Below are 21,693 nucleotides of genomic sequence, written 5' to 3'. Positions count from 1 at the left end.
CATCATGCAGCAAACTCCCGCCCACCTGCGCCTGGGTGTCAACATCGACCATGTTGCCACCATCCGGAATGCGCGGGGGGGAGAACATCCTGATCCCGTCAAGGCGGCATTGCTGGCCGTGAAGGCGGGGGCCGATGGAATCACCGCGCACCTGCGCGAGGATCGGCGGCACATCCGGGACGAGGACATCGCCACGCTGATGGCGGCTCTTACGGTTCCGCTGAACCTTGAAATGGCCGCAACGCGGGAGATGCTGAACATTGCGTTGAAGCATCGGCCGCATGCGGCATGCATCGTGCCTGAAAAACGCGAGGAGCGGACAACCGAGGGTGGTCTGGATGCCGCCGGGCAGATCGAGACGCTGCAACCGATCGTCGGCGCGCTGGGGGATGCGGGGATTCGCGTCAGCCTTTTCATCGAGCCCGATCCGGCGCAAATCGAGGCAGCGATGCGCCTAGGCGCGCCAGTGGTGGAGTTTCACACCGGGCGCTATGCGCATATTTCCGGCACAGCGCGCGCTGAAGAGTTGCGGCGCATCTCTGATGCTGCGGCGCTGGCGGCCAAAAACGGCATCGAACCACATGCTGGTCATGGCCTCACTTTCGACAATGTAGGCCCGGTGGCAGCAATTCCGCAGGTGGCCGAACTCAACATCGGCCACTTCCTGATTGGCGAGGCCATTTTTAGCGGGCTGGAAAGCAGCATCCGCGAAATGCGGCGGCAGATGGACCTGGCGCGTTGATCATCGGCCTCGGCTCCGACCTATGCAACATCGAGCGGATCCAAAATTCGCTCGATCGCTTTGGCGATCGGTTCGAGCAGCGCGTTTTTACCGAAGTCGAGCGCGCCAAGGCAAACCGCCGCCCGTTTACCAAGGCCGGGACGCTCGCCAAGCGCTTCGCCGCCAAGGAAGCCTTTTCCAAAGCAGTGGGGACGGGCTTTAATCGTGGCGTGTTCATGAAGGACATCGGCGTCGTCAATCGCCCAGGCGGCGCACCGACGCTGGAGCTGACCGGCGGCGCGCTCGCACAGCTTCAAACTATGCTGCCCGATGGACACAAGGCGGTCATTCACGTCACGCTAACCGATGATCATCCATGGGCGCAGGCATTCGTCATCATTGAGGCCCTGCCCCAGTGACCACGGCACCACCAGCATCCGAGAAGCCATCCATGACGGCAGCCGACATGAGCGAGAACGACCCGCTTTCCACAGAAGAACCGGCGGCGGCATCGCCAGCCCGAACGGACAAGAGTGCGATCGACTGGTGGCATGAGGTGAAGAGCATCGCGCTTCTGATTCTGGCGGTCCTGGCCTTTCACAGCTTCGTCGCCAAACCCTTCTACATCCCGAGCGAATCCATGATGCCGGTGTTGCTTAAGGGCGACCGGCTGGTGGTCAGCAAATTCCCTTATGGCTGGTCCTATGTTTCGCCGAGTTTCCACCCCCTGCCCTTTCTGAAGGGCCGCATTTTCGGCCGCCTGCCTGAGCGTGGCGACATCGTCATCGTGTCGCCGCATAACCGGCGAGAAGACTATATCAAGCGGGTGATCGGCCTGCCGGGCGACATCATCGAGGTCCGGGGCGGACAGGTAATCCTGAACGGCACCGCTGTTCCCCAGAAGGCGATCAAGCCGGTCCTGATCCCGGTCGATGGCAACGCTCCCTGTTCCCCCACCCAGTTCCCCGGCGCCCGCATCACGGGGGCAGACGGGCGGGAATATTGTCAGTTGCCTGTCCGGCAGGAGATCCTGCCCAATGGCAAAAGCTATGTTACGATCGACATGGGGCCGAGCGCGCTGGATTGGTATGGTCCGGTGCGCGTTCCACGCGACCATGTCTTCCTGATGGGTGACAACAGGGACAATAGCGCCGACAGCCGCGCGCCGCTTGAGGAGAACGGCCTTGGCGGGCCTGTCCCTTGGGAAGCGATTGGCGGACGGGCGGAGTTCATTACTTTTTCGCTCGACGGCAATTCCAGTTGGAATCCCGTGACCTGGATTCACGCGTTGCGTAGTGGCCGGGCGGGGAACAGCTTACGCCCAGAGAGCGTTCCACCCCCGAAATAATACATCTGCAAGGGGCTGCTGATTGAGCGGGAAACATGTCCACATTGAGCAACCGGGTCCAAGTGAACTGCGAAGCCCGCTCGTTCAGCATGAGATAAAACGCGCGGGCGTGTGGATCGCTATGGCGGTCGCCGTCGCACTGCTGGCCTTGGTCGCGCAACCGATCATGCTCATCCTTGGAGCGCTGGTCCTGACCAGTATGATGGACGGCGGCACGCGGCTACTCGGCCGAGTGTTGCCGATCGGCCGAGGCTGGCGCCTTACGATCGTGCTCCTCTCCGCCCTGCTGTTCCTGGCTTATACATTTTACCTGACAGGCGCGAGTTTGGCCGCGCAGGCGCAGGCCATGCGCACGATCGTGGAGACTCAGGTCACCCGCATCGGTGGCTGGATGCAGCAAATGGGCGTGACGACGACACCCAATGATTTCAAGAGCCTGGCGACGCAGGCTTTCAATTCAATCGGTCGGGTCACTGCGGCGGTCGGCACCCTCATGGGCGCCGTGACCAGCGGCGTAATGATGCTGGTGCTGGCGATTTTCATTGCGGTGGAGCCGCGTCTCTACGAGCGGGGCGTCGCATGGATGCTGCCCATGAGCAGCCGTTTAAGCTTCTACAATGTCGTCGACAGGATGGGTTGGACACTGCGGCGTTTGATGTTCGGCCGACTGATCGGCATGGCGGTCGAGGGCGTTGGGACTTGGCTGCTGCTGCTCGCAGGGGGTGTCCCAATGGCTGGCCTGCTGGGTATCCTGACCGGGCTGTTTGCTTTTCTGCCGAACATCGGGTCGATCATATCGGGCGTATTGATCGTGCTCGTCGGATTTTCGGCGGGGGTAGATTCCGGAATCTATACCTTTTTCGTATATCTCGTAGTGCAGATCGTCGATGGTTACCTGATCGTTCCCATGGTGGCGAAGCGGGCAACCGACCTTGCCCCCGCGCTGGTCCTGGCTGCGCAGATATTGTTCGGCGCACTGTTCGGAATAATGGGCCTGTTCCTGGCCGACCCGATCGTGGCGATGATCAAAGTATATCTGGAGGAACGATCCAAGGCGATAAACGATGGCCCAGAACCAAAGGGGATCGTCGTCACCGAATAGAAAAAGGGTCCGAAAACCGGACCCTTCTATTCTCTACATTCGGCGATGCGATCAGCGGCCGGGAAGCGGCGAAGGAGCCGCGCCCTGCTGCATCATCTGCTGCATCCGCATGATGTCTGCCTTCGATTTGAAATCGTGCAGTTGAACATCGAAGACCAGCACGGAATTGGCCGGGATAGGTCCAGCCGCCTGCTCGCCATAGCCAAGCTGCGGCGGAATCCACAGACGGTACTTGCCGCCCTTCTTCATCTTCTGCAGACCTTCGGAAAAGCCCGGCACAACGCCATCGACCGGCATCGCGGTCTGGGCATTTTCGTCGAAGACAGTGCCGTCGAGCAAAGTGCCCTTATATCCCACCAGCGCCACGTCCGCCGCGGTGGGGCTGGGGCCAGTGCCCTCTTCCAGAACCTTGTACTGGAGGCCCGATTCGGTCGTGACCACGCCATCCTCACCCGCATTCCGGGCGAGGTAGCTGGCAGGCGAAGGCTCGACCCCGCGCTGCCCGGCCCAAGCCAAGCCACCCGCGGCGATCGCCACGGCGGCAACACCGATCCAGAGTCGCGTCAGCGACCCCTTGGCGATGGGACGAAGGGGAACAGCGGTCGTGGACATGGACCTAAGCCTCGCAGATGCGGATGATCAGCAGAAAGAGGCGGCGAAACCGCCGCCCCTTAGGAAACGGGCGTCTTAACGAACGCCGTCACGCTCAGCGCGCTTGCGCTCCAGCTTGCGCGCGCGGCGAACCGCGGCGGCCTTTTCACGGGCGCGCTTCTCCGAGGGCTTTTCGTAATGACGGCGCAGCTTCATCTCGCGATACACGCCCTCACGCTGCAGCTTCTTCTTGAGCGCGCGCAGGGCCTGGTCGACATTGTTGTCGCGAACGATGATTTGCATAATCCAGTCAAACTCCAGTCGAAAACGGGCGGTTCGTCAGGAAACAAACCCTTCCCGACGGGCCTACCGAAAGTAATAGCGATGAGTCGTCGCAGGGCAGCCTGCGCCGTGTGGGGCGCGCCCTACCAGCAGAGTCGGCCAAATTCAACCCCAAAGCCGTTTCGCTCGACAGCAGCGCCGCCGGGGAGGATAGTTACGGCGACAGGGTAAAGGAGGACCGCCATGGCAACCGCCGTTTCCGCTGATGACATGCCCATCGAAGAATGGAAAGCGCGCCAGCAACTTGCTGCATGCTACCGCATATTTGACCACATGGGATGGTCAGAACTTATCTACAATCATATCACCCTGCGCGTGCCCGGCGGCGACAGCGCGTTCCTGATCAACCCGTTCGGCTTGCTTTATTCCGAGGTGACGGCGTCCAACCTCGTCAAGATCGACATTGACGGACATATATTGGACGGCAGTCTTTACCCGGTCAACCGTGCCGGTTTTACCCAGCACAGCGTCTTCCACCGCCACCTACCCGACGCCCACTGCGTCATTCATACGCACACGACCGCCGGCATGGCGGTCAGCGCGACAAAGGAGGGGCTGCGTCCGACCAATTTCTATTCCGCCGCCTTTGCCGGGCGAATCGCCTATCACGATTTTGAAGGCATCACCCTGCGCCCTGAAGAAGGCGAGAGGCTGGTCGCCAATCTTGGTGACCGGCGGTTGATGATGTTGCGCAACCACGGCACCCTGGTCATGGCCGACACCCTCCCCAAAGCCTTCCTCATGCACTGGATGCTTCAACGCGCCTGCGAGATACAGGTAGCGACGGGTTCAGCTGGCACCCCGATCGACATTCCGGACGAAGTGATTGCCGTACATCAACGCGATATCAGCGGCGTGCAGTTGCCGGTCGGGCCGGGCGTTCCTGATTTTGAGGCAATGGTTCGGTTGATCGATCGGATCGATCCAGGATGGAAAAACTGATGTCCCACTGAACGCGCTTCGCAATCTGGATCAAGGACAAGCGGTGAAAAAGAACATATCATGAACCCATGACCGCTCTTTCCATTCCGCAGAAGCTGAAAATCCTTGCCGACGCGGCGAAATATGATGCTTCATGCGCATCATCGGGGACGAAGAAGCGCGATAGCTTATCAGGGCAGAAGGGCGGCTTGGGTTCGACCGAAGGCATGGGCATCTGCCATGCCTACGCACCCGACGGGCGATGCATATCGCTGCTCAAGATTTTGCTGACAAACAGCTGCATCTTTGATTGCCATTATTGCATCAATCGCCGGTCGAGCGACGTTCGCCGGGCGCGCTTCACGGTTGGCGAAGTGGTCGAACTGACCCTTAGTTTTTACCGGCGCAATTATATTGAGGGACTTTTCCTGTCCTCCGGCATCATACGATCGCCTGACTATACGATGGAGCAGCTGGTGGGCGTTGCGCGAGCTCTGCGGGAAGAGCATGACTTTCGCGGCTATATTCACCTCAAGACAATTCCTGATGCCGATCCGGAACTGACGCATCAGGCGGGTCTTTTCGCTGACCGACTGTCGATCAATGTCGAGATGCCGACCGAGCAGGGGCTTCGGCGACTGGCGCCCGAAAAGGATGGAGCACGGATCGAAGGCGCGATGAGCGGACTGCGCACAGCTATCGAAGACACGCGCGATGCCCAAAAGCGCTACCGCCACGCGCCGCGATTCGCCCCTGCGGGACAATCTACGCAGATGATCATAGGCGCCGATGGTGCTGATGACCGTGCAATCATCCGGCGGGCGCGGTCTCTATATGACCGCCATGCTCTGCGACGGGTCTATTACAGCGCCTTTTCGCCCATTCCCTCGCCCAGTAGCGTCCTTCCGTTAAAGCGCCCTCCACTGCTGCGCGAACACCGCCTGTATCAGTCGGACTGGATGATGCGCTTTTATGGCTTTTCAGTGGCTGATCTTGAGCAAGCGACCGACCCCGCAACGGGGCATTTGCCCCTCGACATTGATCCCAAGCTGGCCTGGGCCTTGCGGCACCGGGCCATATTCCCGGTAGATGTGAACCGCGCCCCGCGGGAGATGTTGCTGCGAGTACCAGGCCTAGGGGTGAAGGCCGTCGATCGCATATTGGCGAGCCGCAGGGTCCGCCACCTTCGGCTGGACGATGTCGCGCGAGTGACAAATTCGATTACCAAGCTGCGGCCCTTTTTGGTCGCCAGCGATTGGCGCCCGGTCCACCTGACGGACAAGGCCGACCTTCAACGGCAGCTCACCCCTCCCCCTTCGCAACTGGAGCTTTTCGACTGACGGTAGGTTTTCCCTGTTGATAAGTGCCCCGCTTCGTGATTTCTTGAGATTTAATAAAAGTCGAGGGGAAAGCGCTGGTGGCAACTGCATTCAACAAGGATTCGGCACGATCTCATGGCGGGCGATATGCCAAGCGCATGAGCAGCCATCTGGCCATTGCGCTTGTTGTTTTCTGCCTTCTTCAAATTGGCATCGTCGCCAGGATGGGTGGCTCGCTGGTGCTTCACCTCGCGCTGATCATCGCAATCGGCGGCTTTGCAATGGTGGCAAGGGACATGGAACGCCGGTGGGAATTACTGGATGAAAGCGGCCTGTCGATGTCGGGCCTGGACCTCCGCTTTCGCAGGGATGTCGCGCAGGTGTGGCTGACGAGCATCGCCAGCAGCCTGCTGTGGATACCGGTTGCCATCATCTTCCATTTCCTGTTCGGCTGAACCAGCGGACCCAAAGCTCCTCGCCTTTCGTTGTGCCCTCTAAATCAAGAGGAGCACATCATGGCCAATGCCACGATTTTCGACAAACTAAAGCAAGATCACGACGCCCATCGCCAGCTGTTTGAGAAAATGGCTGACGCGGAGGACGATAATGATCGGCTGAAGAAGCTGTTCGAGCAGTTCCGCGTGGAAGTCACCGCACATGCGGCGGCGGAGGAAGAAACCCTATATGCAACGATGCTCTCCCATCCCGATCTGCGCGAAGATGCACAGCATAGCGTAGCCGAGCATAAGGAAATCGACGATTATCTGGAGGAGCTGCAGGAGCAGCCATTCAACGGCCCTGAATGGCGGGAAACCTTCGCCAACCTGAAGAAGCGTTATCTCCACCATATCGAGGAGGAGGAAGAGGAGATGTTTCTCGACGCGGCAACGGAGTTGACGGATGAGGAGGAACTGAAGCTCGCCGCCACCTTTGCCCGGCGCAAGCCCGCCGAACTGGAGCGAGCGGAATCGTCGGATTGATCTCTCATGTATCAGGTGCTGCTGAGCAGGCCGGATGATTTCGACGGGTGGCGCGATGCCGCCCGTCGCTTCGCTCTCGCGGGTGTACCTGCTCAGGATATTGATTGGCAGGTCGAAGGAGAAGGCGGGTCGCTGCTGGCCTTCGATCCGCCGCCTTCGGAAAATGGCGGTGGAGCGTTTTCAGTGCCGCGCCCCTTTCTGGAATTGGCCGAAAGCGCAATACTGCATCGGGATGGAGAGCGCTTTGCCTTGCTCTACGCCCTTTTGATCAAAGTGCGGCAAATCCCCGCACGCCTGGACGATAAAGCCGATCCCCTGGTCCGCCGTGTCGAGATGCTGGCAAAAGCGGTTCGGCGCGACATGCATAAGATGCGCGCCTTTGTCCGATTCCGCGAAATGCAGGATAATGACGGAGCCCGTTTCGTCGCCTGGTTCGAGCCTGATCATCATATCGTCCGCGCGAATGCCGGATTTTTCGTGCGGCGTTTCGCATCGATGCGATGGTCGATCCTGACGCCCGAACTCAGCATCCATTGGGATGGCGAAAGGTTGGAAGAAAGCCCCGGCGCTTCAAAGGCAGATACGCCGGGCGGCGACCCGGTCGAGGAAATCTGGAAAAGCTATTATGCTGCGACATTCAACCCCGCCCGGCTCAAGCAGCGGGCCATGCTGTCCGAGATGCCCAAGAAATACTGGCGCAACCTGCCGGAGGCGGCGCTCATCCCCGACCTTGTTGCCGGGGCACAGGCACGGGAAGCGGCCATGATCGCCACTCCTCCCAAAATCCCTGCCCGCGCCAGCAACGCGACTGCTGCATGGACCAGATTGCGCAAGGAGGCGATAGGCTGCACTCGCTGCCCCCTTTATCGCGACGCCACCCAGACTGTGTTCGGCGAAGGCCCCATTGATGCCCCCCTCGTTTTCGTGGGGGAACAGCCGGGCGATCAGGAAGACATTGCCGGGCGCCCCTTCGTAGGCCCGGCGGGCCAGTTGCTCGACCAAGCGTTAGAGGAGGCCCGGATCGACCGCGCGAGTGTCTATGTCACGAACGCCGTCAAGCATTTCAAGCATGAGCGGCGGGGCAAGAGGCGCATCCACCAGACACCTGACACGCCCGAGATTGCTGCCTGCCGCTGGTGGCTGGATCAGGAATTGGACCTCATTCGCCCGCGCGTCGTCGTCGCTCTGGGCGCAACTGCCGCGCGTGCCATATTGGGCAAGGCCGTGACGATCAGCCGCACGCGAGGCGCGCCGATTCCGCTTGAGAATGGCACCGAGGCTTGGGTGACCGTGCACCCCAGTTTCCTGCTGCGCGTTCCCGATGAAGCGCGAAAGGCGACCGAGCGAGCCCGCTTTGTCGAAGAGTTGCGAGAGATAGGAGAGCGGGTAAAGACGCCGAGCCGCTGATCATTGCTTGACCGACGATCCTGCCCCGGCAACATCTCGGATGTTCATGCCGGAGGATTTTAGAGCTTCATGTCCATCGCCTATCTCAATGGCCAGTTCTTCCCGCTCGCCGAAGCGCGCGTTTCGGTGCTGGATCGCGGGTTTCTGTTCGCCGAGGCTGTTTATGAGGTGACGGCCGTCATGGACGGGAGGCTGATCGACAGCGCTTCGCACTTGGTGCGGCTTGAACGTTCGGCGGCTGCGATAGGGCTTAGCCTTCCCCTCTCCCTTGCCGAGATTGAAGCGGTGCAGAAGGAACTGGCGGCGCGCAATGACCTTGATGAGGGCTTGATCTATCTGCAACTGACGCGGGGCGCTGATGCAGGGCGCGACTTCCTTCCATCGTCGGCTTTGCGGCCAACGCTTGTCATGTTCACGCAGGCCAAGCGCTTTCTCGCTTCTCCCGCTTTGCAGAACGGCATTGCGGTTGTCACGACACCCGACCTGCGATGGGCGCGGCGCGACATCAAGAGTGTCAGCCTACTGGCTCAAGCGATGGCAAAACAGATCGCGGCTGAGGCGGGGGCACAGGAAGCCTGGATGGTGGAGGACGGCTTCATCACCGAAGGCGCCTCTTCCACCGCCTTTCTGGTTATGGACGAAGGCATCATCACCCGCCCTTATTCACAAGCTGTGCTTGCCGGATGCACCGGCGCCGCGCTGACCGCTCTGGCCGAAGAAAGCGGCCTGAATGTTGTCCATCGCCCCTTTTCCGTGGCGGAAGCGAAGGAAGCCCGCGAAGCCTTCATCACCAGTGCATCGACACTCTGCCAGGCGGTCGTGCGTATCGACGGGACCAAGATCAGCGATGGCACTCCCGGCCCGGTCGCCACCCGGCTACGCCAGCTCTACATCGATTTCGCACGCCGGACGGCGGTCTGAAGCAACAAGTGAGGATAACAACATCCATTTTGGATGTGTCGCCTCTCCTCCATCGCCTCCCGCCATTTCGGCGAAAAGCCGAACCATTTTGGCGGCGACGAGGGCCGAGGCTCATGAAATCAGGCGGGCAGCGGGATTATTGCTCAATAAAGGGAAGCTGGCATGTCCGATCCGGAGGAAAGAGCAGGCGCGTCGCCGCGATATTGCGATAGGTTCGGAACAAAGCAGGGACAGGAGTAACAGGTGGAAATGGATCGCCCCCGGACTGAATTTGGATCCAGCAGCGAGGAAATCTATGGGATGAGAGACCCTCGGGCGGGCCTCCTCATTCTGGCTGACGACGTCTTTCTCGACGATATCGCAGGACTTGCAGAGGCCGCCCAGTTCCGGCTCCTCGATATCGTGCCGCTGGATCAGGCGATGCTGCGCCTCGACATGCAGGTGGGGTGCGACGTCATCCTGCTCTTCTGCACAAACCCGTCCGCATTGCTCGAGCGATTGCTGGTGCAGGTGGAGACGCTGGCGGTTCAGAATGACATGTCCGTCATCCTGGTTGCCGGTCTCGACACGGTCGACCTTGCCTTCGCCTGCATGCGGAGCGACCGAACGCAACTGCTCTGCACGCCAGATCACACCGACCTCGCCGCCGCCTTGCTGACTGCGGGGGGAACGACGCCGCAGCGCACGGTTCATGAGGTCAATCAGGAAAGCGAGGGCGTCCGCCTGCAACAGCTGAGCGAAGAGGTCAGCCGCCTTGCGCGGACGCTGGAGGCGCTGACATCGCGACCGCGCCACGCGACCCCTTCCTTCGCATTGGGTCCCCGCATTTCGGATCGGGCAAGCGATTATATCGGTATGCCGACTGTGGAGACGATAGGTAATCAGCCAACCGCCGCTGACGAAGCGGCACTGGGTGCCGCGCAGGTGCGGGACATGCTGCGCGCGCGGCGGCTGCGCGAGGATTTCCTGCCCGGCGAACTGTTTGCCGATCCCGCATGGGACATGCTGCTCGATCTGCTGGCCGCGCGTCTAGAGCAGGAGCGCGTGTCCGTTTCCAGCCTGTGCATCGCGTCGGCAGTGCCGCCTACAACAGCGTTGCGCTGGATTCGGACGCTGACAGACAAGGGCATCGTGCATCGGCAGGCCGATCCGCATGATGGCCGCCGTGTGTTCATCGCCCTTGCGGAAGAGACGGCCCAAGCCCTGACTCGCTGGTTCATGGCCAGCCGCCGTTTTCTTTGTGCGTGACTCGTCGATCATCAACGCTTGACCCGCGCGCTGATTGGCCTAGATAGGCGCGCTCCGGCTGCACCGGCATGGATGCGGTATCGGGCGATTAGCTCAGTTGGTAGAGCGTCTCGTTTACACCGAGAATGTCGGCGGTTCGAGCCCGTCATCGCCCACCATCCCTCCATCGTTGCCAGAAAGCCGCGCCGGATATTGCGGTGCGATGGAGCCGCTGCTAATCGACGCCATCATGACACAGCCGCCTGAAATTCTTCGAGTCACCAAAGCCCGCGTCTCATGCGACGGGTCAGGCGACATTCCCGCCGCTCTGGGTCACCCGCGCGTGTTCCTGGAGATTGACGAGCATGGCTATGTCGATTGTGGTTATTGCGACAGGCGCTTCGTCCTGATTGGCGGTCCTGCGGATACACCGGAAGTTGCGGGCCTGCCTGACATCTCGTCCGGCGCGAGCATCTAAAGAGGCGCCCTTCGAATTTGATTGGGCTTGGGCTGTGTCGCTCCTATATCGGGCGGCATGACTGACATCGCTTCCCAGTTCACCGATGCGCGCGGCCTTCTCTATCGGCCCGGCTTGCTTGATCCCGATGGCGCGCAGCGGCTGACGGCGCAGGCGCTCGCCAATTGTGATGATGGCGAACTTTATCTGCAATATCGGGCCAGCGAGAGTTTCGGGTTCGATGATGGAAGGCTAAAGACCGCCGACTATTCGACCGATGCAGGCTTTGGCCTGCGCGGCGTGTCGGGCGAGATGACGGGCTTTGCCCATGCCAATGAAATCAGCGAAGCAGCGATCCGCCGGGCGGCCGAAACGCTGACCTTGTTGGACCCGGCCAAGGGCCAGCCCGCTCCGCCGCCGCAGCGGACCAACCGCTATCTCTATACAGACGCCAATCCTCTGGACATCGTACCGTTCGCCGAGAAGGTGACGCTATGCGCTGCCATCGATGCGGCGGCGCGAGCTCGTGATCCTCGCGTAGCGCAGGTTTCGGTCAGTCTGGCCGGGAGCTGGTCGGTCGTGGAAATCGTCCGGGCCGATGGCTTTACCGCTACCGACGTCCGGCCGCTGGTGCGTCTGAACGTCTCGCTGATCCTTGAAGAAAACGGCCGCCGTGAAACCGGCAGTTTCGGTATTGGTGGGCGCTATCTTTACGATCAGGTGATGGATGCCGCGATATGGAACCGGGCCATCGACGAGGCACTGGCTCAGGCGAGAGTGAACATGCGATCCGTCGCTGCGCCTGCGGGCGAAATGACGGTTCTGCTCGGTCCTGGCTGGCCCGGCGTACTGGTGCATGAGGCGATCGGCCATGGCCTTGAGGGTGATTTCAACCGCAAGGGCACCAGCGCTTTTTCAGGACGGATCGGTGAGCGTGTCGCGGCATCTGGCGTCACGGTGGTGGATGACGGATCGATCCTCAGCCGCCGTGGATCGCTCTCGATTGATGACGAAGGCACGCCCACCAAGGAGAATGTCCTTATCGAGGATGGCATCCTTAAAGGCTATATGCAGGATCGCCTCAACGCCCGGCTTATGGGCGTGGAGCCCACGGGCAACGGGCGTCGCGAAAGCTATGCCCATGCGCCGATGCCCCGCATGACCAACACGTTTATCAAAGGCGGTCATGATGACCCGGAGGAATTGCTGTCCCGCATGGGTTCCGGCATCTTCGCCAAGAGCTTTGGCGGAGGCCAGGTCGACATCGTCTCAGGCAAATTCGTCTTTTCCTGTACGGAGGCCTACAAGGTCGAGAATGGAAAGCTGGGCGACCCAATCAAGGGTGCGACGCTGATAGGCGATGGACCGACGGCACTCACCAAGGTGATCGGGATCGGCAATGACTGGGCTCTGGATGAGGGCGTCGGCATGTGCGGTAAGGGCGGACAGAGCGTTCCAGCGGGCGTCGGGCAGCCGACCCTGCTGATCGAAGGGCTGACGGTCGGCGGCACGGCGACCTGATATCCTGGCGCCGTGGGCTGCGGAACCTGCGGCCCACTGCTTCTTTTTCCTTGTATGAACATGCTTACGGACAGCCATGACGCCGTGACCGCCGATTGGGCGGCTGCCCTGCTGGACTTCTGGTTCAATCAGGTTGGGGAAGAGGGCTGGTGGAAGCATGACCCAAGGCTGGACCAACAGTGCGCGGCACGCTTTTGTCAGCTGTGGGAAGAAAAACGGGCTTTAGTTGCCGAAACATTCCTTGATCGGGCTGACGATGCATTGGCGGCAGTCCTGCTATTCGATCAATTGCCGCGTAATATGTTTCGCGGCACCGCCGAGGCTTTTAAAACTGACGAACTCGCTCGAATCGTCGCGCGCGGCGCAATTGCCCATGGCTATGACATCCAGATTGGCGGCGCGGGCCGCAGGTTTTTCTACATGCCGTTCCAGCATAGCGAGGATATCGAAGATCAGAAGCTGTCGCTGAGCCTGTTCGAGGCAGCAGGCGATGCGCGGTCCTTGGAATATGCCCGTCAGCATCATGACGTGATCGCCCGTTTCGGCCGGTTCCCGCATCGAAACGCTGCGGTCGGGCGGCCGACTTTGCCGGAGGAAAAAGACGCCGTCCGAATGACGGCTAACTGGTAAGGAAAAGCTGCCCAATTTTTGGGCAGCCTAGGCAGACTGCCCATTTTTTTGGCGGGCAGCACATAAGGCCAATCTAAAAAGCCCGCTTTTGAACGGCGCTGATCAATTGGCACGCCTCTTGCTGGAATGTCGCCGCACACCATTAACAGGGGGCGACATGAAACTTGTCATGGCTATCATCAAGCCGTTCAAGCTTGACGATGTCCGCGAGGCACTCTCCTCGCTAGGCATCGCCGGCATGACGGTGTCCGAGGTGAAGGGCTTCGGCCGCCAAAAGGGGCAAACCGAAATCTACCGGGGCGCCGAATATTCCACGAACATGGTTCCGAAAATCAAGATCGAGGTCGTCTGCGATGACGATCTTGCACCGCGCGTAGTCGAAGCGGTCCAGGCGGCTGCCAATTCCGGCGCGATCGGCGATGGCAAGATCTTCGTTCTCGATGTCGGTCAGGCCGTGCGCATCCGCACCGGCGAGACCGGCGAAACCGCGCTGTAAGAAGGGGGGAATAATGACCTTTTCCAAGAAATTCTGCGGCGTGATGGGGGCGGCTGCGCTGACCCTCCTCGCAGCCGCACCGGCGCTCGCCGCGCCGATAAAGGCGCCAGACGCTGCTGCAATGGCCAGCATGGTCAACAAGGGCGACGTCGCCTGGATGCTGATCTCGGCCGCGCTGGTGCTGATGATGTCGATTCCGGGCCTTGCCCTGTTCTATGGCGGCCTGGTCCGCACCAAGAACATGCTGAGCATCCTGATGCAGGTGTTCACGATCGTTTCCGTGGCGGGCCTGGTCTGGACCTGCTGGGGCTATTCGATTGCCTTCACGTCGGGTGGCGACAATCATTTCTTCGGCGGTCTTTCCAAGGCGTTCCTGATGGGCGTCGATGGCACAACCTCGGCCGCGACGTTCAGCAACAACGTCTACCTGCCCGAATTCGTGTTCGTCGTCTTCCAGATGACCTTCGCCATGATCACCCCGGCGCTGATCGTCGGTGCGTTCGCGGAGCGCGTGAAATTCTCCTCGCTGATCGTGTTCGTCGTGCTGTGGCTGACCTTCATCTACTTCCCGATGGCGCACATGGTCTGGTATTGGGCTGGCCCGGACTTCCTGGCTGACGCTCCGACCGACTATGGCATGCTCTGGGGCTGGGGCGCGCTCGACTTCGCGGGCGGCACTGTCGTCCACATCAACGCGGGTATCGCGGGCCTCGTCGGCGCCATCATGATCGGCAAGCGCGTCGGCTTCCCCAAGGAACCCATGCCGCCGCACTCGCTGACCATGACCATGATCGGCGCGAGCCTGCTGTGGGTCGGCTGGTTCGGCTTCAACGCCGGTTCCAACCTGGAAGCCAATGCCGTCACCGGCGTCGCCTTCATCAACACCATGGTCGCCACCTGTGCGGCAGCGGTCAGCTGGTCGCTGGTCGAACAGGTCCACCACGGCAAGGCTTCGCTGCTCGGCGCAGTCACGGGCGCTGTCGCTGGCCTCGTCGCCATCACCCCGGCTGCGGGCTTCGCGGCTCCCATGACCTCCATCGTGCTCGGCTTCGCCGTCTCTCCGATCTGCTACATCTTCGTGGCGTTCGTGAAGGGCAAGGTCGGCTATGACGACAGCCTGGACGTGTTCGGTGTGCACTGCATCGGCGGCATCGTCGGCGCGATCGCGACCGGCATCGTCGCGGCTCCTTCGCTCGGCGGTCAGGGCGTGTTCGACTACACCGTCTTCCCGGCGGCCTTCCATCCGGAAGCCTACAGCATCCCGGGCCAGGTCTGGATCCAGATCAAGGCGGTCGTGTTCACCCTGCTCTTCTCGGGCATCGGCAGCGCGATCCTCTACTTCATCATCGACAAGACCATGGGTCTGCGTCCGAACCGCGATGCGGAGATGGAAGGCCTGGACCTCGCGAGCCACGGCGAGCGCGCCTACAACTATTGAGACTTCGGCAGGGCGGGCCGGAAAGAACGGCCCGCCCGCCACACGATGTTCCTCCTGCGAACACGCCTCGGGACCGGTACGAAAGTATCGGTCCTTTTTTTTGATGTCAGGTCTTTGGTCGGGTCCAGAGATGTGCCGGTCGGGGCACCGATAAAGGCCAGCGGCGGGATCGGGCCACGATCTGCAACCCCGCCAGGAACACCCAGATCAGCTTTTCACTCTTCGGCGTCACCACGCGATCGTCCCAGGCATGACCGCCCCGCCGATCCACTTCCCGAGCGATATCGCCATAAATGCCCGCGGCGGCCAGAACCGCCCAGGCGGAGCGCGGCGGCAAGGCGCCGGTGCCATGCCGCGCGCTAGCCTCATAGGACGCAGCCAGCCCGGCGAGACGGCGCGCCAATATCGTTAGCTGCGGACGGAAGCCCGGCTCCATATGCCTGCCCGAAGGAATCTGCATCTCCCCCAGCCATTGCTGGGGCAGGTAACAGCGTCCCGCCGCCTGATCCTCACCGATGTCGCGAGCAATGTTGGCGAGCTGGAACGCCAAGCCGAGATCGCACGCACGGTCAAGCGTAGCCTCATCCGCCGCGTCAACCCCCATCAGCACCGCCATCATGCAGCCCACCGCGCCAGCAACATGATAACAATAGCGCAGCATGTCCCCTTCGCTCTGAGGCCGCCAATCTTCAGCATCAAGCGCGAAACCTTCGATCAGGTCATGCGCATAGCGGGCCGGGATGGCGCATTCGCGCATCACCACGCCAAAGCCGTCGAAGGCGGGATCGGCCGTGGGCTCACCACGCAAGGCGGCATCGGTCAGTGCCCTCATATTGGCAAGACGCGCCTGCCCATCGGCCACGCCTCTCATTACGCCACCATGATCCTGCCCGTCGGCGATGTCGTCGCACTTGCGGCACCATGCATAGAGGAGCCAAGCACGCTCACGGGTTTGCCGGTCGAACAGCTTCGATGCCAAGGCGAAGGATTTGGAGCCCCGGGCGATACTTTCGCGGGCATGGTCGACGAGTGCGGTGCGATCGAGAATGTTCACATTGCGGCCATGCCCCGCGCCGATGGCCGCCGCAAGGGTGGCACGAATTACAGCCTGTCGGCCTTCATCGAAAGGATCGGCTCGTGCGCCTCATAGGCTGCCATTTTATCAAGCAGCGCCTCGATCGAGTCGGCATGGACCAGGATGTCGGCATGTTGCGGCCGGATGAAGCCGGTGTCGATCATATGCCGGTTGAAGGCGATGAGCTGGTCATAGAAGCCAGATGCATTCAGCAAGCCAACGGGCTTGGCGTGATAACCAAGTTGCGCCCAGCTGATCGCCTCCCATAACTCATCCATGGTGCCAACGCCGCCGGGCAGCGTGATGAAGCCGTCAGACAGGTCGGTGAAGCATGCCTTGCGCTGATGCATGGTTTGGACGACATGAAGCTCAGTGCAGCCCTGATGTGCTACCTCCGCCCGTACCAGGGCTTCCGGAATGACGCCGATCACCTCGCCTCCGGCCTCGAGCGCGGCATCGGCCACCGCGCCCATTAAACCCAGCCGTCCGCCGCCATAGACGACTCCAATGCCCCGCCCAGCAAGCGTGCGGCCAAGTTGGCGAGCGGATTCCACATAGACCGGATCAGCAGGCAAAGCCGATCCGCAATAGACGGCCAGCCGCTTCACAGCAGGTCTTCGAGCATCAGCGCGGCGGTCGCCTTGGCGCTACCGACGACGCCAGGGATGCCCGCCCCCGGATGAGTACCAGCGCCAGTGAGATAGAGATTCGGGATCACGTCATCGCGGTTATGGGCGCGGAACCAGGCGCTTTGCGTCAACAGCGGTTCAAGGCTGAAGGCGCTGCCCAGATGCGCGGACAGGTCGCTCCGGAAATCGGGCGGCGCATAGTGGAACTGCGTGACAATGCGAGACCGGATGTCGGGGATAAGGCGATGCTCGATCTCGTCAAGGATGCGCTCCGCATAGACGGGGCCGAACTGTTTCCAGTCGATCGGCAGCTTGCCCATGTGGGGTACGGGTGCAAGAGCGTAGAAAGTCGAATGTCCGTCCGGCGCCATCGACGGATCGGTGACGGTCGGGTGGTGAAGATAGAGCGAGAAATCTTGTGGCAGCACGCCGTGATCATAGATGTCGGTCAGCAACCCTTCATAGCGGGGACCGAACAGGATCATATGGTGGGGGATGCCCGGCCAGCTGCCCTTGATACCGAAATGCAGCACGAAAAGGCTGGGGGACCAGCGCTTTCTAGCGAGGCTCTCCGCCTGTTTCTGTCCCCTTGGGTGATGGCCGAGAAGGTCCCGATAGCTGTGCATGAGGTCGCCGTTCGTGGCGACCGCATCGGCCTCCCCCCGCCATCCCGACGCGGTTGAGACAGCGACCGCGCGGTCGCCATGGGTCTCGATGCGCACGACCGGGTCGGCAAGACGCAGGGTGCCGCCAAGCCGCTCAAAATGCGTGGCCATGCCCTGCACCAATCGGTTGGTGCCCCCCTTGGCGAACCAGACGCCGCCATCCTTTTCCAGCTTGTGGATCAGCGCATAGATCGCGCTGGTCTTCATCGGATTGCCGCCGACCAGAAGGGTATGAAAGGAGAGCGCCTGGCGCAGCCTCTCATCCTTCACATAGGAAGAGACGATCGAATAAACCGATCGCCATGCCTGATGCTTCGCCAATGCGGGGGCGGCGCGGACCATGGAGGCGAAGTTGAGGAAAGCGACGGAACCGAGCTTACGATAGCCCTCTTCATAGACGCCGTCAGAATAGTCGAGAAAGCGCTGATACCCGGCGACATCCTGCGGGTTCAGCTTGGCGATCTGCGCTCGCAGGGCATTTTCGTCGTTGGAATAATCGAAGTTCGTGCCGTCGCGCCAGTTCAGCCGGTAAAAGGGGGTAACCGGCACCAGGCTGACATCTTCCGCCATGTCATGGCCGGACAGGCGCCAGAGCTCTGCAAGGCAATCGGGATCGGTGATGACGGTGGGGCCTGCGTCGAAGACGAAGCCGTCCTTCTCCCACATATAGGCGCGCCCGCCCGGGCGATCCCGCGCTTCCACCAGCGTGGTGTCGATGCCCGCCGATTGCAGACGGATCGCAAGAGCAAGGCCGCCAAAGCCTGCCCCGATAACTATCGATTTGCGGTTCATCAGGCGGAGGGGGTCAACAATGCGCGCATGGCGCTCCTTATGGGCACCGGCGGGCGTCCACACAAGATGCGGATGCGATCGGCCCAGGTCGATCGGCCCGCATAGAAGCGACCGACCAGATGGGGATTGAGCCGATAGAAACGCTCGAACACGCGCCATCGCTGGTTCGGCCGGGCAGCGCGGAAGAGCATCTTGCCGAGCAGCCGGTAATAGCCGCCAGCACGCCAATGCGCCGCAGCGCGGGCGCGGGTCGCGGTGGCCAGATCTTCGAGCGGCTGATCGGCGAGCCAGAGGGCGGTGGCTACGGCGTCGGGGAGCGAATAGCCGGTCATCGGGTGGAACAGTGCGGCGCGAACGCCTGCACGGGCAATGTCATCCTCCGCTGGCCAGAAGCGATCGAAGTCGCCGCCATGGACCACGGGAAGGACGCCGCTTTCCTGATGGAGGACCTTTTCGACCTGCCAGCCTTGCTCTTTCGCGTAGGCGGCAATCCGGCTGGTGAGCGCTGGGACATCAAGCGCGGAGTCGTCACTATAATAGGTATCCTCGACGAAGATCGTGCGGTCATCGAAAGGGAGCAGATAGACGAAGCGGTAGCCGTCGATCTGGGCGACGGTCGCGTCCATGATCACCGGGCGCTCCAGGCCGTGGGGGTGATTAAGGCGGAGGACCTGGCCGACGAACTTTTGCCAGCCGCACTCCAGCGCCGACATGATACCGCCGCCGCGCGTATCGAGGACGGCGCGGGCCTGGATAGGGCGGCTGTCGCCAAGGGTGACGCTGGTCGGCGTGATGTGGGCGACGTCGGCATTGAGCAGGACGCGATCGCCGAGCAATTGTTTGGCGTGGGCGTCAAGCTGAGCGGAGGCGATGCTGTTATAGGCGGTGGGCAGGCGGCGCTGGTAGGCGGGGAAGCGGACCTCGTGGCCTTGGGGCCAGCGATGGGTGATGAGCGGATCGACCAGCCAGCGATCGGGGGGGCGGACATCGCCGTCGAAGAAGGACCAGAGATGGTTGCCGCCCAGCGATTGGCCGCGTTCGATCAGGAGCAGATCAATGTCGGGGCGGAGGCGGGCGAAGGCTAATGCGGTCAGAGTGCCGGAAAGGCCGCCGCCCAGAATCGCTAGGTCGCAGTCGAACGTCTTGGCCATGCTGTCCTGTTAGGGAGGGCGAATTCATGAAGCAATTAGCGAAAAGACGGCGTTTGACGAAAACGTCCATATAGGATAGGGGGGTATCCTATGCATGTCATCGAAAACAGGGACAAGTTGCTGGCGCGGGTGCGGCGCATCGCGGGGCAGGTCGGCGCGATCGAGCGGCAGCTGGGCGGGGACGCGGGCTGTTCGGAGACGTTGCAGCTGGTCGCGTCGGTGCGCGGCGCAGTAGGCAGCCTGATGGAAGAGCTGATCGAGCAGCATATGCGCGACCATGTCGCCCGCCCCGGCCTGACTGATGAAGAGCGGCAGGCGGCGGCGGAAGAAATGCTGGAGCTGATCCGGCGGTATGGGAAATGACGATGCACGGCCACAGCCACGATCATGACGCAGCAAAGGCCCAAAGCGGGGCGCTGCCCCCCTTCCCCACCAATGGGGATGAGGAAGAAAGCCATTATTTCGACCATATTTACCTGAGCGCAGGCCATGACCAGAATGCCCGGCGGACGATGTGGGTCGTCTGGCTGACCGCCGTCACGATGGTGGTCGAGATCGCCTTTGGCTGGATCACCGGGTCGATGGCCCTGCTGGCCGACGGATTCCACATGGCCACCCACGCGGGCGCGCTGGCCGTGGCGGCGGCGGCCTATGGTTATGCGCGGCGCCATGCCCGCAACCCGCGCTTTACCTTTGGCACGGGGAAGGTCGGCGACCTTTCGGGCTTTGCATCCGCCCTGCTGCTGGGCGTGACGGCGCTGTTCATCCTGGTCGAATCGGTGCTGCGCTTCTTTGAGCCGGTATCGGTGAAGTTTGGCGAGGCGACATTGGTCGCGGTCATTGGCCTCGCCATCAACCTGATCAGCGCGCTGCTGCTGGGGCATGACCATAGCCATGATCACCAAGGTCACGATCATGGACATGACCATAAAAAGGGTCATGCCGACAATAATCTGCGCGCCGCCTATGTGCATGTGCTGACCGACGCGCTGACGTCCGTGCTGGCGATCGCGGCGCTGCTCGCCGGGCGCTATATGGGCTGGTGGTGGCTCGACCCGGCGGTGGGCATATTGGGCGCAGTGGTTATCGCGCGCTGGGCCTGGGGGTTGATGAAGGACACATCAGCCATCCTGCTCGACACCGCCGAACCGGCGTTGATGAAGCGGATCAAGGCGCTGGTGGAGGCAGAGGGCGCGATCATCCATGACCTGCATGTCTGGCGGATCGGGCCGCATGCCCATGCTGCGATCATCAGCCTGGCGCCGGGCGGCGATGTTGGCGCTGTGCGGCAGCGGGTGCGCGCGCTGCCGCGCATGGAGCATGTCACGGTCGAGTGCGGTTGAACGCATACTTTGCTTCCATTCCGGCTGAACGGAAACGCCTTTGCGACCAGTGGCCTGTTGCTGAACGATAAGTGACGGGCATGTTCAGGAAGCACTCATCAGCGGCCAACCATATCGATCCGATAAGGATCAGTGGAGGCCTGTCATGTTGACCAAGTTCATCATTTCCCTTTCCGTTGCCAGTGCGGCCATTGCAGGCGTCGCAGCCTCGCCCGCCTTCGCGCAAAGCAGCTATCGCTATAGCGAACGCTATGAAGGCGACGACGGCAGCTATTATCGCAGCGAAACCTATGAGCGGGACGATCGGGATTATGATCGCGGCTACCGCTATCGCGACTATGATCGTCGGCCGGTGGAATATCGGGAATATCGCGAAGACCATTATCGTGAGGCGCCCCGCCGCTATCGGGCGCGGGCCTATGATGATGGCTGTTCGTCCGGGACGACGGGCGCGGTGGTCGGCGGCGTGTTGGGCGGATTGCTGGGCCGGGAGATCGGCCGTGGCGGACGGTGGAACCGGCCGAGCACGACTGGCCTGATCCTGGGTGCTGGCGCGGGCGCGTTGGCGGGCCGCGAGGTTGAACGCGGGGATTGCCGGTAAGATGAGCGGGCGGCGT

Annotated in this window: 25 protein-coding genes and 1 tRNA gene; 20 read left to right on the top strand and 6 right to left on the bottom strand. The window is 61.6% G+C overall.

The window, feature by feature from the left end; all coding sequences use genetic code 11:
* The first annotated feature begins 4 nt into the window (after positions 1 to 4).
* The 4 genes from AC6JBC_RS02575 to AC6JBC_RS02560 are packed head-to-tail and all read left to right on the top strand — an operon-like array spanning position 5 to position 3,171.
* Positions 5 to 742: a pyridoxine 5'-phosphate synthase gene (locus AC6JBC_RS02575; protein WP_498025247.1), complete on the top strand. Its 738-nt coding sequence runs from the start codon at positions 5 to 7 to the stop codon at positions 740 to 742.
* Complete coding sequence (gene acpS, locus AC6JBC_RS02570) at positions 739 to 1,140, top strand: holo-ACP synthase (protein WP_498025246.1); 402 nt, start codon at positions 739 to 741, stop codon at positions 1,138 to 1,140. Before AC6JBC_RS02575 ends, acpS begins: the two co-directional genes overlap by 4 nt.
* A 32-nt stretch (positions 1,141 to 1,172) precedes the next feature.
* On the top strand, positions 1,173 to 2,069 hold the full coding sequence (gene lepB / locus AC6JBC_RS02565; protein ID WP_498025244.1) for a signal peptidase I: 897 nt from the start codon (positions 1,173 to 1,175) through the stop codon (positions 2,067 to 2,069).
* 22 nt (positions 2,070 to 2,091) lie between these two features.
* The gene (locus tag AC6JBC_RS02560) at positions 2,092 to 3,171 is read left to right on the top strand and encodes an AI-2E family transporter (protein WP_464787517.1); all 1,080 of its coding nucleotides are present in this window, start codon (positions 2,092 to 2,094) and stop codon (positions 3,169 to 3,171) included.
* 51 nt (positions 3,172 to 3,222) lie between these two features.
* Here AC6JBC_RS02560 and AC6JBC_RS02555 read toward each other — a convergent pair whose 3' ends face one another.
* Entirely contained in the window at positions 3,223 to 3,783 is a 561-nt protein-coding gene (locus AC6JBC_RS02555) for an FKBP-type peptidyl-prolyl cis-trans isomerase (protein WP_498025243.1), read from the bottom strand.
* Positions 3,784 to 3,858: 75 nt separating this feature from the next.
* Positions 3,859 to 4,065 (bottom strand): 30S ribosomal protein S21, encoded by a 207-nt coding sequence (rpsU, locus tag AC6JBC_RS02550; RefSeq protein WP_004208618.1) that lies wholly within the window; start codon positions 4,063 to 4,065, stop codon positions 3,859 to 3,861.
* A 222-nt stretch (positions 4,066 to 4,287) separates the two neighbouring features.
* Here rpsU and AC6JBC_RS02545 point away from each other — a divergent pair, with 222 nt between their 5' ends.
* From AC6JBC_RS02545 to AC6JBC_RS02485, 13 genes are all read left to right on the top strand, one after another.
* On the top strand, positions 4,288 to 5,046 hold the full coding sequence (locus AC6JBC_RS02545) for a class II aldolase/adducin family protein (protein WP_498025240.1): 759 nt from the start codon (positions 4,288 to 4,290) through the stop codon (positions 5,044 to 5,046).
* Positions 5,047 to 5,114: 68 nt separating this feature from the next.
* Positions 5,115 to 6,365 (top strand): putative DNA modification/repair radical SAM protein, encoded by a 1,251-nt coding sequence (locus AC6JBC_RS02540; RefSeq protein ID WP_498025239.1) that lies wholly within the window; start codon positions 5,115 to 5,117, stop codon positions 6,363 to 6,365.
* Positions 6,366 to 6,442: 77 nt separating this feature from the next.
* The gene (locus tag AC6JBC_RS02535) at positions 6,443 to 6,799 is read left to right on the top strand and encodes a hypothetical protein (protein WP_443020046.1); all 357 of its coding nucleotides are present in this window, start codon (positions 6,443 to 6,445) and stop codon (positions 6,797 to 6,799) included.
* Positions 6,800 to 6,859: 60 nt separating this feature from the next.
* Positions 6,860 to 7,324 (top strand): hemerythrin domain-containing protein, encoded by a 465-nt coding sequence (locus AC6JBC_RS02530; protein ID WP_498025238.1) that lies wholly within the window; start codon positions 6,860 to 6,862, stop codon positions 7,322 to 7,324.
* A 6-nt stretch (positions 7,325 to 7,330) separates the two neighbouring features.
* Entirely contained in the window at positions 7,331 to 8,731 is a 1,401-nt protein-coding gene (locus tag AC6JBC_RS02525) for a UdgX family uracil-DNA binding protein (protein WP_498025236.1), read from the top strand.
* A 69-nt stretch (positions 8,732 to 8,800) separates the two neighbouring features.
* Entirely contained in the window at positions 8,801 to 9,652 is an 852-nt protein-coding gene (locus AC6JBC_RS02520; protein ID WP_498025235.1) for a D-amino-acid transaminase, read from the top strand.
* Between the two features lie 300 nt (positions 9,653 to 9,952).
* Positions 9,953 to 10,900: a MarR family transcriptional regulator gene (locus AC6JBC_RS02515; protein ID WP_498025234.1), complete on the top strand. Its 948-nt coding sequence runs from the start codon at positions 9,953 to 9,955 to the stop codon at positions 10,898 to 10,900.
* Positions 10,901 to 10,982: 82 nt separating this feature from the next.
* Positions 10,983 to 11,058: transfer RNA gene (locus AC6JBC_RS02510), tRNA-Val, on the top strand.
* Positions 11,059 to 11,129: 71 nt separating this feature from the next.
* A complete protein-coding gene (locus tag AC6JBC_RS02505) occupies positions 11,130 to 11,357 on the top strand; it encodes a zinc-finger domain-containing protein (RefSeq protein WP_498025233.1) in 228 nt (75 codons plus the stop codon).
* 57 nt (positions 11,358 to 11,414) lie between these two features.
* Positions 11,415 to 12,857 (top strand): metalloprotease TldD, encoded by a 1,443-nt coding sequence (tldD, locus tag AC6JBC_RS02500; RefSeq protein WP_498025231.1) that lies wholly within the window; start codon positions 11,415 to 11,417, stop codon positions 12,855 to 12,857.
* Between the two features lie 54 nt (positions 12,858 to 12,911).
* Positions 12,912 to 13,487 (top strand): DUF924 family protein, encoded by a 576-nt coding sequence (locus AC6JBC_RS02495; protein WP_498025230.1) that lies wholly within the window; start codon positions 12,912 to 12,914, stop codon positions 13,485 to 13,487.
* Between the two features lie 157 nt (positions 13,488 to 13,644).
* Positions 13,645 to 13,983, top strand: a complete 339-nt coding sequence (locus tag AC6JBC_RS02490) for a P-II family nitrogen regulator (protein WP_196224712.1) — start codon at positions 13,645 to 13,647, stop codon at positions 13,981 to 13,983.
* Positions 13,984 to 13,996: 13 nt separating this feature from the next.
* Positions 13,997 to 15,421: an ammonium transporter gene (locus AC6JBC_RS02485; protein WP_498025229.1), complete on the top strand. Its 1,425-nt coding sequence runs from the start codon at positions 13,997 to 13,999 to the stop codon at positions 15,419 to 15,421.
* 106 nt (positions 15,422 to 15,527) lie between these two features.
* Here the strand turns inward: AC6JBC_RS02485 and AC6JBC_RS02480 are convergent, their stop codons facing one another.
* From AC6JBC_RS02480 to crtY, 4 genes are all read right to left on the bottom strand, one after another.
* Entirely contained in the window at positions 15,528 to 16,400 is an 873-nt protein-coding gene (locus AC6JBC_RS02480; RefSeq protein ID WP_498025981.1) for a phytoene/squalene synthase family protein, read from the bottom strand.
* Between the two features lie 122 nt (positions 16,401 to 16,522).
* Positions 16,523 to 17,104, bottom strand: coding sequence for an LOG family protein (locus tag AC6JBC_RS02475; protein ID WP_498025228.1), 582 nt, complete (start codon positions 17,102 to 17,104; stop codon positions 16,523 to 16,525).
* The gene (locus AC6JBC_RS02470; protein ID WP_498025226.1) at positions 17,101 to 18,582 is read right to left on the bottom strand and encodes a phytoene desaturase; all 1,482 of its coding nucleotides are present in this window, start codon (positions 18,580 to 18,582) and stop codon (positions 17,101 to 17,103) included. The genes AC6JBC_RS02475 and AC6JBC_RS02470 overlap by 4 nt, the downstream gene beginning before the upstream one ends.
* On the bottom strand, positions 18,582 to 19,733 hold the full coding sequence (gene crtY, locus AC6JBC_RS02465) for a lycopene beta-cyclase CrtY (protein WP_498025225.1): 1,152 nt from the start codon (positions 19,731 to 19,733) through the stop codon (positions 18,582 to 18,584). The genes AC6JBC_RS02470 and crtY overlap by 1 nt, the downstream gene beginning before the upstream one ends.
* Positions 19,734 to 19,823: 90 nt before the next feature.
* On the opposite strand from crtY, the gene AC6JBC_RS02460 reads away from it, so the two are divergent.
* The 3 genes from AC6JBC_RS02460 to AC6JBC_RS02450 all read left to right on the top strand — a co-directional run bounded on the left by AC6JBC_RS02460 (position 19,824) and on the right by AC6JBC_RS02450 (position 21,677).
* Entirely contained in the window at positions 19,824 to 20,096 is a 273-nt protein-coding gene (locus AC6JBC_RS02460; RefSeq protein ID WP_196224718.1) for a metal/formaldehyde-sensitive transcriptional repressor, read from the top strand.
* Positions 20,093 to 21,076 carry a CDF family Co(II)/Ni(II) efflux transporter DmeF gene (dmeF, locus tag AC6JBC_RS02455; protein ID WP_498025223.1) on the top strand — a complete coding sequence of 328 codons (984 nt, stop codon included), beginning with the start codon at positions 20,093 to 20,095 and terminating at the stop codon, positions 21,074 to 21,076. Before AC6JBC_RS02460 ends, dmeF begins: the two co-directional genes overlap by 4 nt.
* A 145-nt stretch (positions 21,077 to 21,221) precedes the next feature.
* The gene (locus AC6JBC_RS02450) at positions 21,222 to 21,677 is read left to right on the top strand and encodes a hypothetical protein (RefSeq protein ID WP_498025221.1); all 456 of its coding nucleotides are present in this window, start codon (positions 21,222 to 21,224) and stop codon (positions 21,675 to 21,677) included.
* The last annotated feature ends 16 nt before the right edge of the window (positions 21,678 to 21,693 follow it).

This window comes from Sphingobium sp. RC1 (assembly GCF_059738765.1).
Note: the sequence above shows the minus strand (reverse complement) of the source record. Positions and strands in the feature narration are given on the sequence as shown.

What these genes read in the sequence shown, in the direction of transcription:
- AC6JBC_RS02575 (WP_498025247.1), top strand. Translation starts at nt 5, where the DNA reads ATGCAGCAAACTCCCGCCCACCTGCGCCTGGGTGTCAACATCGACCAT.
- lepB (WP_498025244.1), top strand. Translation starts at nt 1,173, where the DNA reads ATGACGGCAGCCGACATGAGCGAGAACGACCCGCTTTCCACAGAAGAA.
- AC6JBC_RS02555 (WP_498025243.1), bottom strand. Translation starts at nt 3,783, where the DNA reads ATGTCCACGACCGCTGTTCCCCTTCGTCCCATCGCCAAGGGGTCGCTG.
- rpsU (WP_004208618.1), bottom strand. Translation starts at nt 4,065, where the DNA reads ATGCAAATCATCGTTCGCGACAACAATGTCGACCAGGCCCTGCGCGCG.
- AC6JBC_RS02545 (WP_498025240.1), top strand. Translation starts at nt 4,288, where the DNA reads ATGGCAACCGCCGTTTCCGCTGATGACATGCCCATCGAAGAATGGAAA.
- AC6JBC_RS02540 (WP_498025239.1), top strand. Translation starts at nt 5,115, where the DNA reads ATGACCGCTCTTTCCATTCCGCAGAAGCTGAAAATCCTTGCCGACGCG.
- AC6JBC_RS02530 (WP_498025238.1), top strand. Translation starts at nt 6,860, where the DNA reads ATGGCCAATGCCACGATTTTCGACAAACTAAAGCAAGATCACGACGCC.
- AC6JBC_RS02525 (WP_498025236.1), top strand. Translation starts at nt 7,331, where the DNA reads ATGTATCAGGTGCTGCTGAGCAGGCCGGATGATTTCGACGGGTGGCGC.
- AC6JBC_RS02520 (WP_498025235.1), top strand. Translation starts at nt 8,801, where the DNA reads ATGTCCATCGCCTATCTCAATGGCCAGTTCTTCCCGCTCGCCGAAGCG.
- AC6JBC_RS02515 (WP_498025234.1), top strand. Translation starts at nt 9,953, where the DNA reads ATGAGAGACCCTCGGGCGGGCCTCCTCATTCTGGCTGACGACGTCTTT.
- AC6JBC_RS02505 (WP_498025233.1), top strand. Translation starts at nt 11,130, where the DNA reads ATGACACAGCCGCCTGAAATTCTTCGAGTCACCAAAGCCCGCGTCTCA.
- tldD (WP_498025231.1), top strand. Translation starts at nt 11,415, where the DNA reads ATGACTGACATCGCTTCCCAGTTCACCGATGCGCGCGGCCTTCTCTAT.
- AC6JBC_RS02495 (WP_498025230.1), top strand. Translation starts at nt 12,912, where the DNA reads ATGAACATGCTTACGGACAGCCATGACGCCGTGACCGCCGATTGGGCG.
- AC6JBC_RS02490 (WP_196224712.1), top strand. Translation starts at nt 13,645, where the DNA reads ATGAAACTTGTCATGGCTATCATCAAGCCGTTCAAGCTTGACGATGTC.
- AC6JBC_RS02485 (WP_498025229.1), top strand. Translation starts at nt 13,997, where the DNA reads ATGACCTTTTCCAAGAAATTCTGCGGCGTGATGGGGGCGGCTGCGCTG.
- AC6JBC_RS02470 (WP_498025226.1), bottom strand. Translation starts at nt 18,582, where the DNA reads ATGAACCGCAAATCGATAGTTATCGGGGCAGGCTTTGGCGGCCTTGCT.
- crtY (WP_498025225.1), bottom strand. Translation starts at nt 19,733, where the DNA reads ATGGCCAAGACGTTCGACTGCGACCTAGCGATTCTGGGCGGCGGCCTT.
- AC6JBC_RS02460 (WP_196224718.1), top strand. Translation starts at nt 19,824, where the DNA reads ATGCATGTCATCGAAAACAGGGACAAGTTGCTGGCGCGGGTGCGGCGC.
- dmeF (WP_498025223.1), top strand. Translation starts at nt 20,093, where the DNA reads ATGACGATGCACGGCCACAGCCACGATCATGACGCAGCAAAGGCCCAA.
- AC6JBC_RS02450 (WP_498025221.1), top strand. Translation starts at nt 21,222, where the DNA reads ATGTTGACCAAGTTCATCATTTCCCTTTCCGTTGCCAGTGCGGCCATT.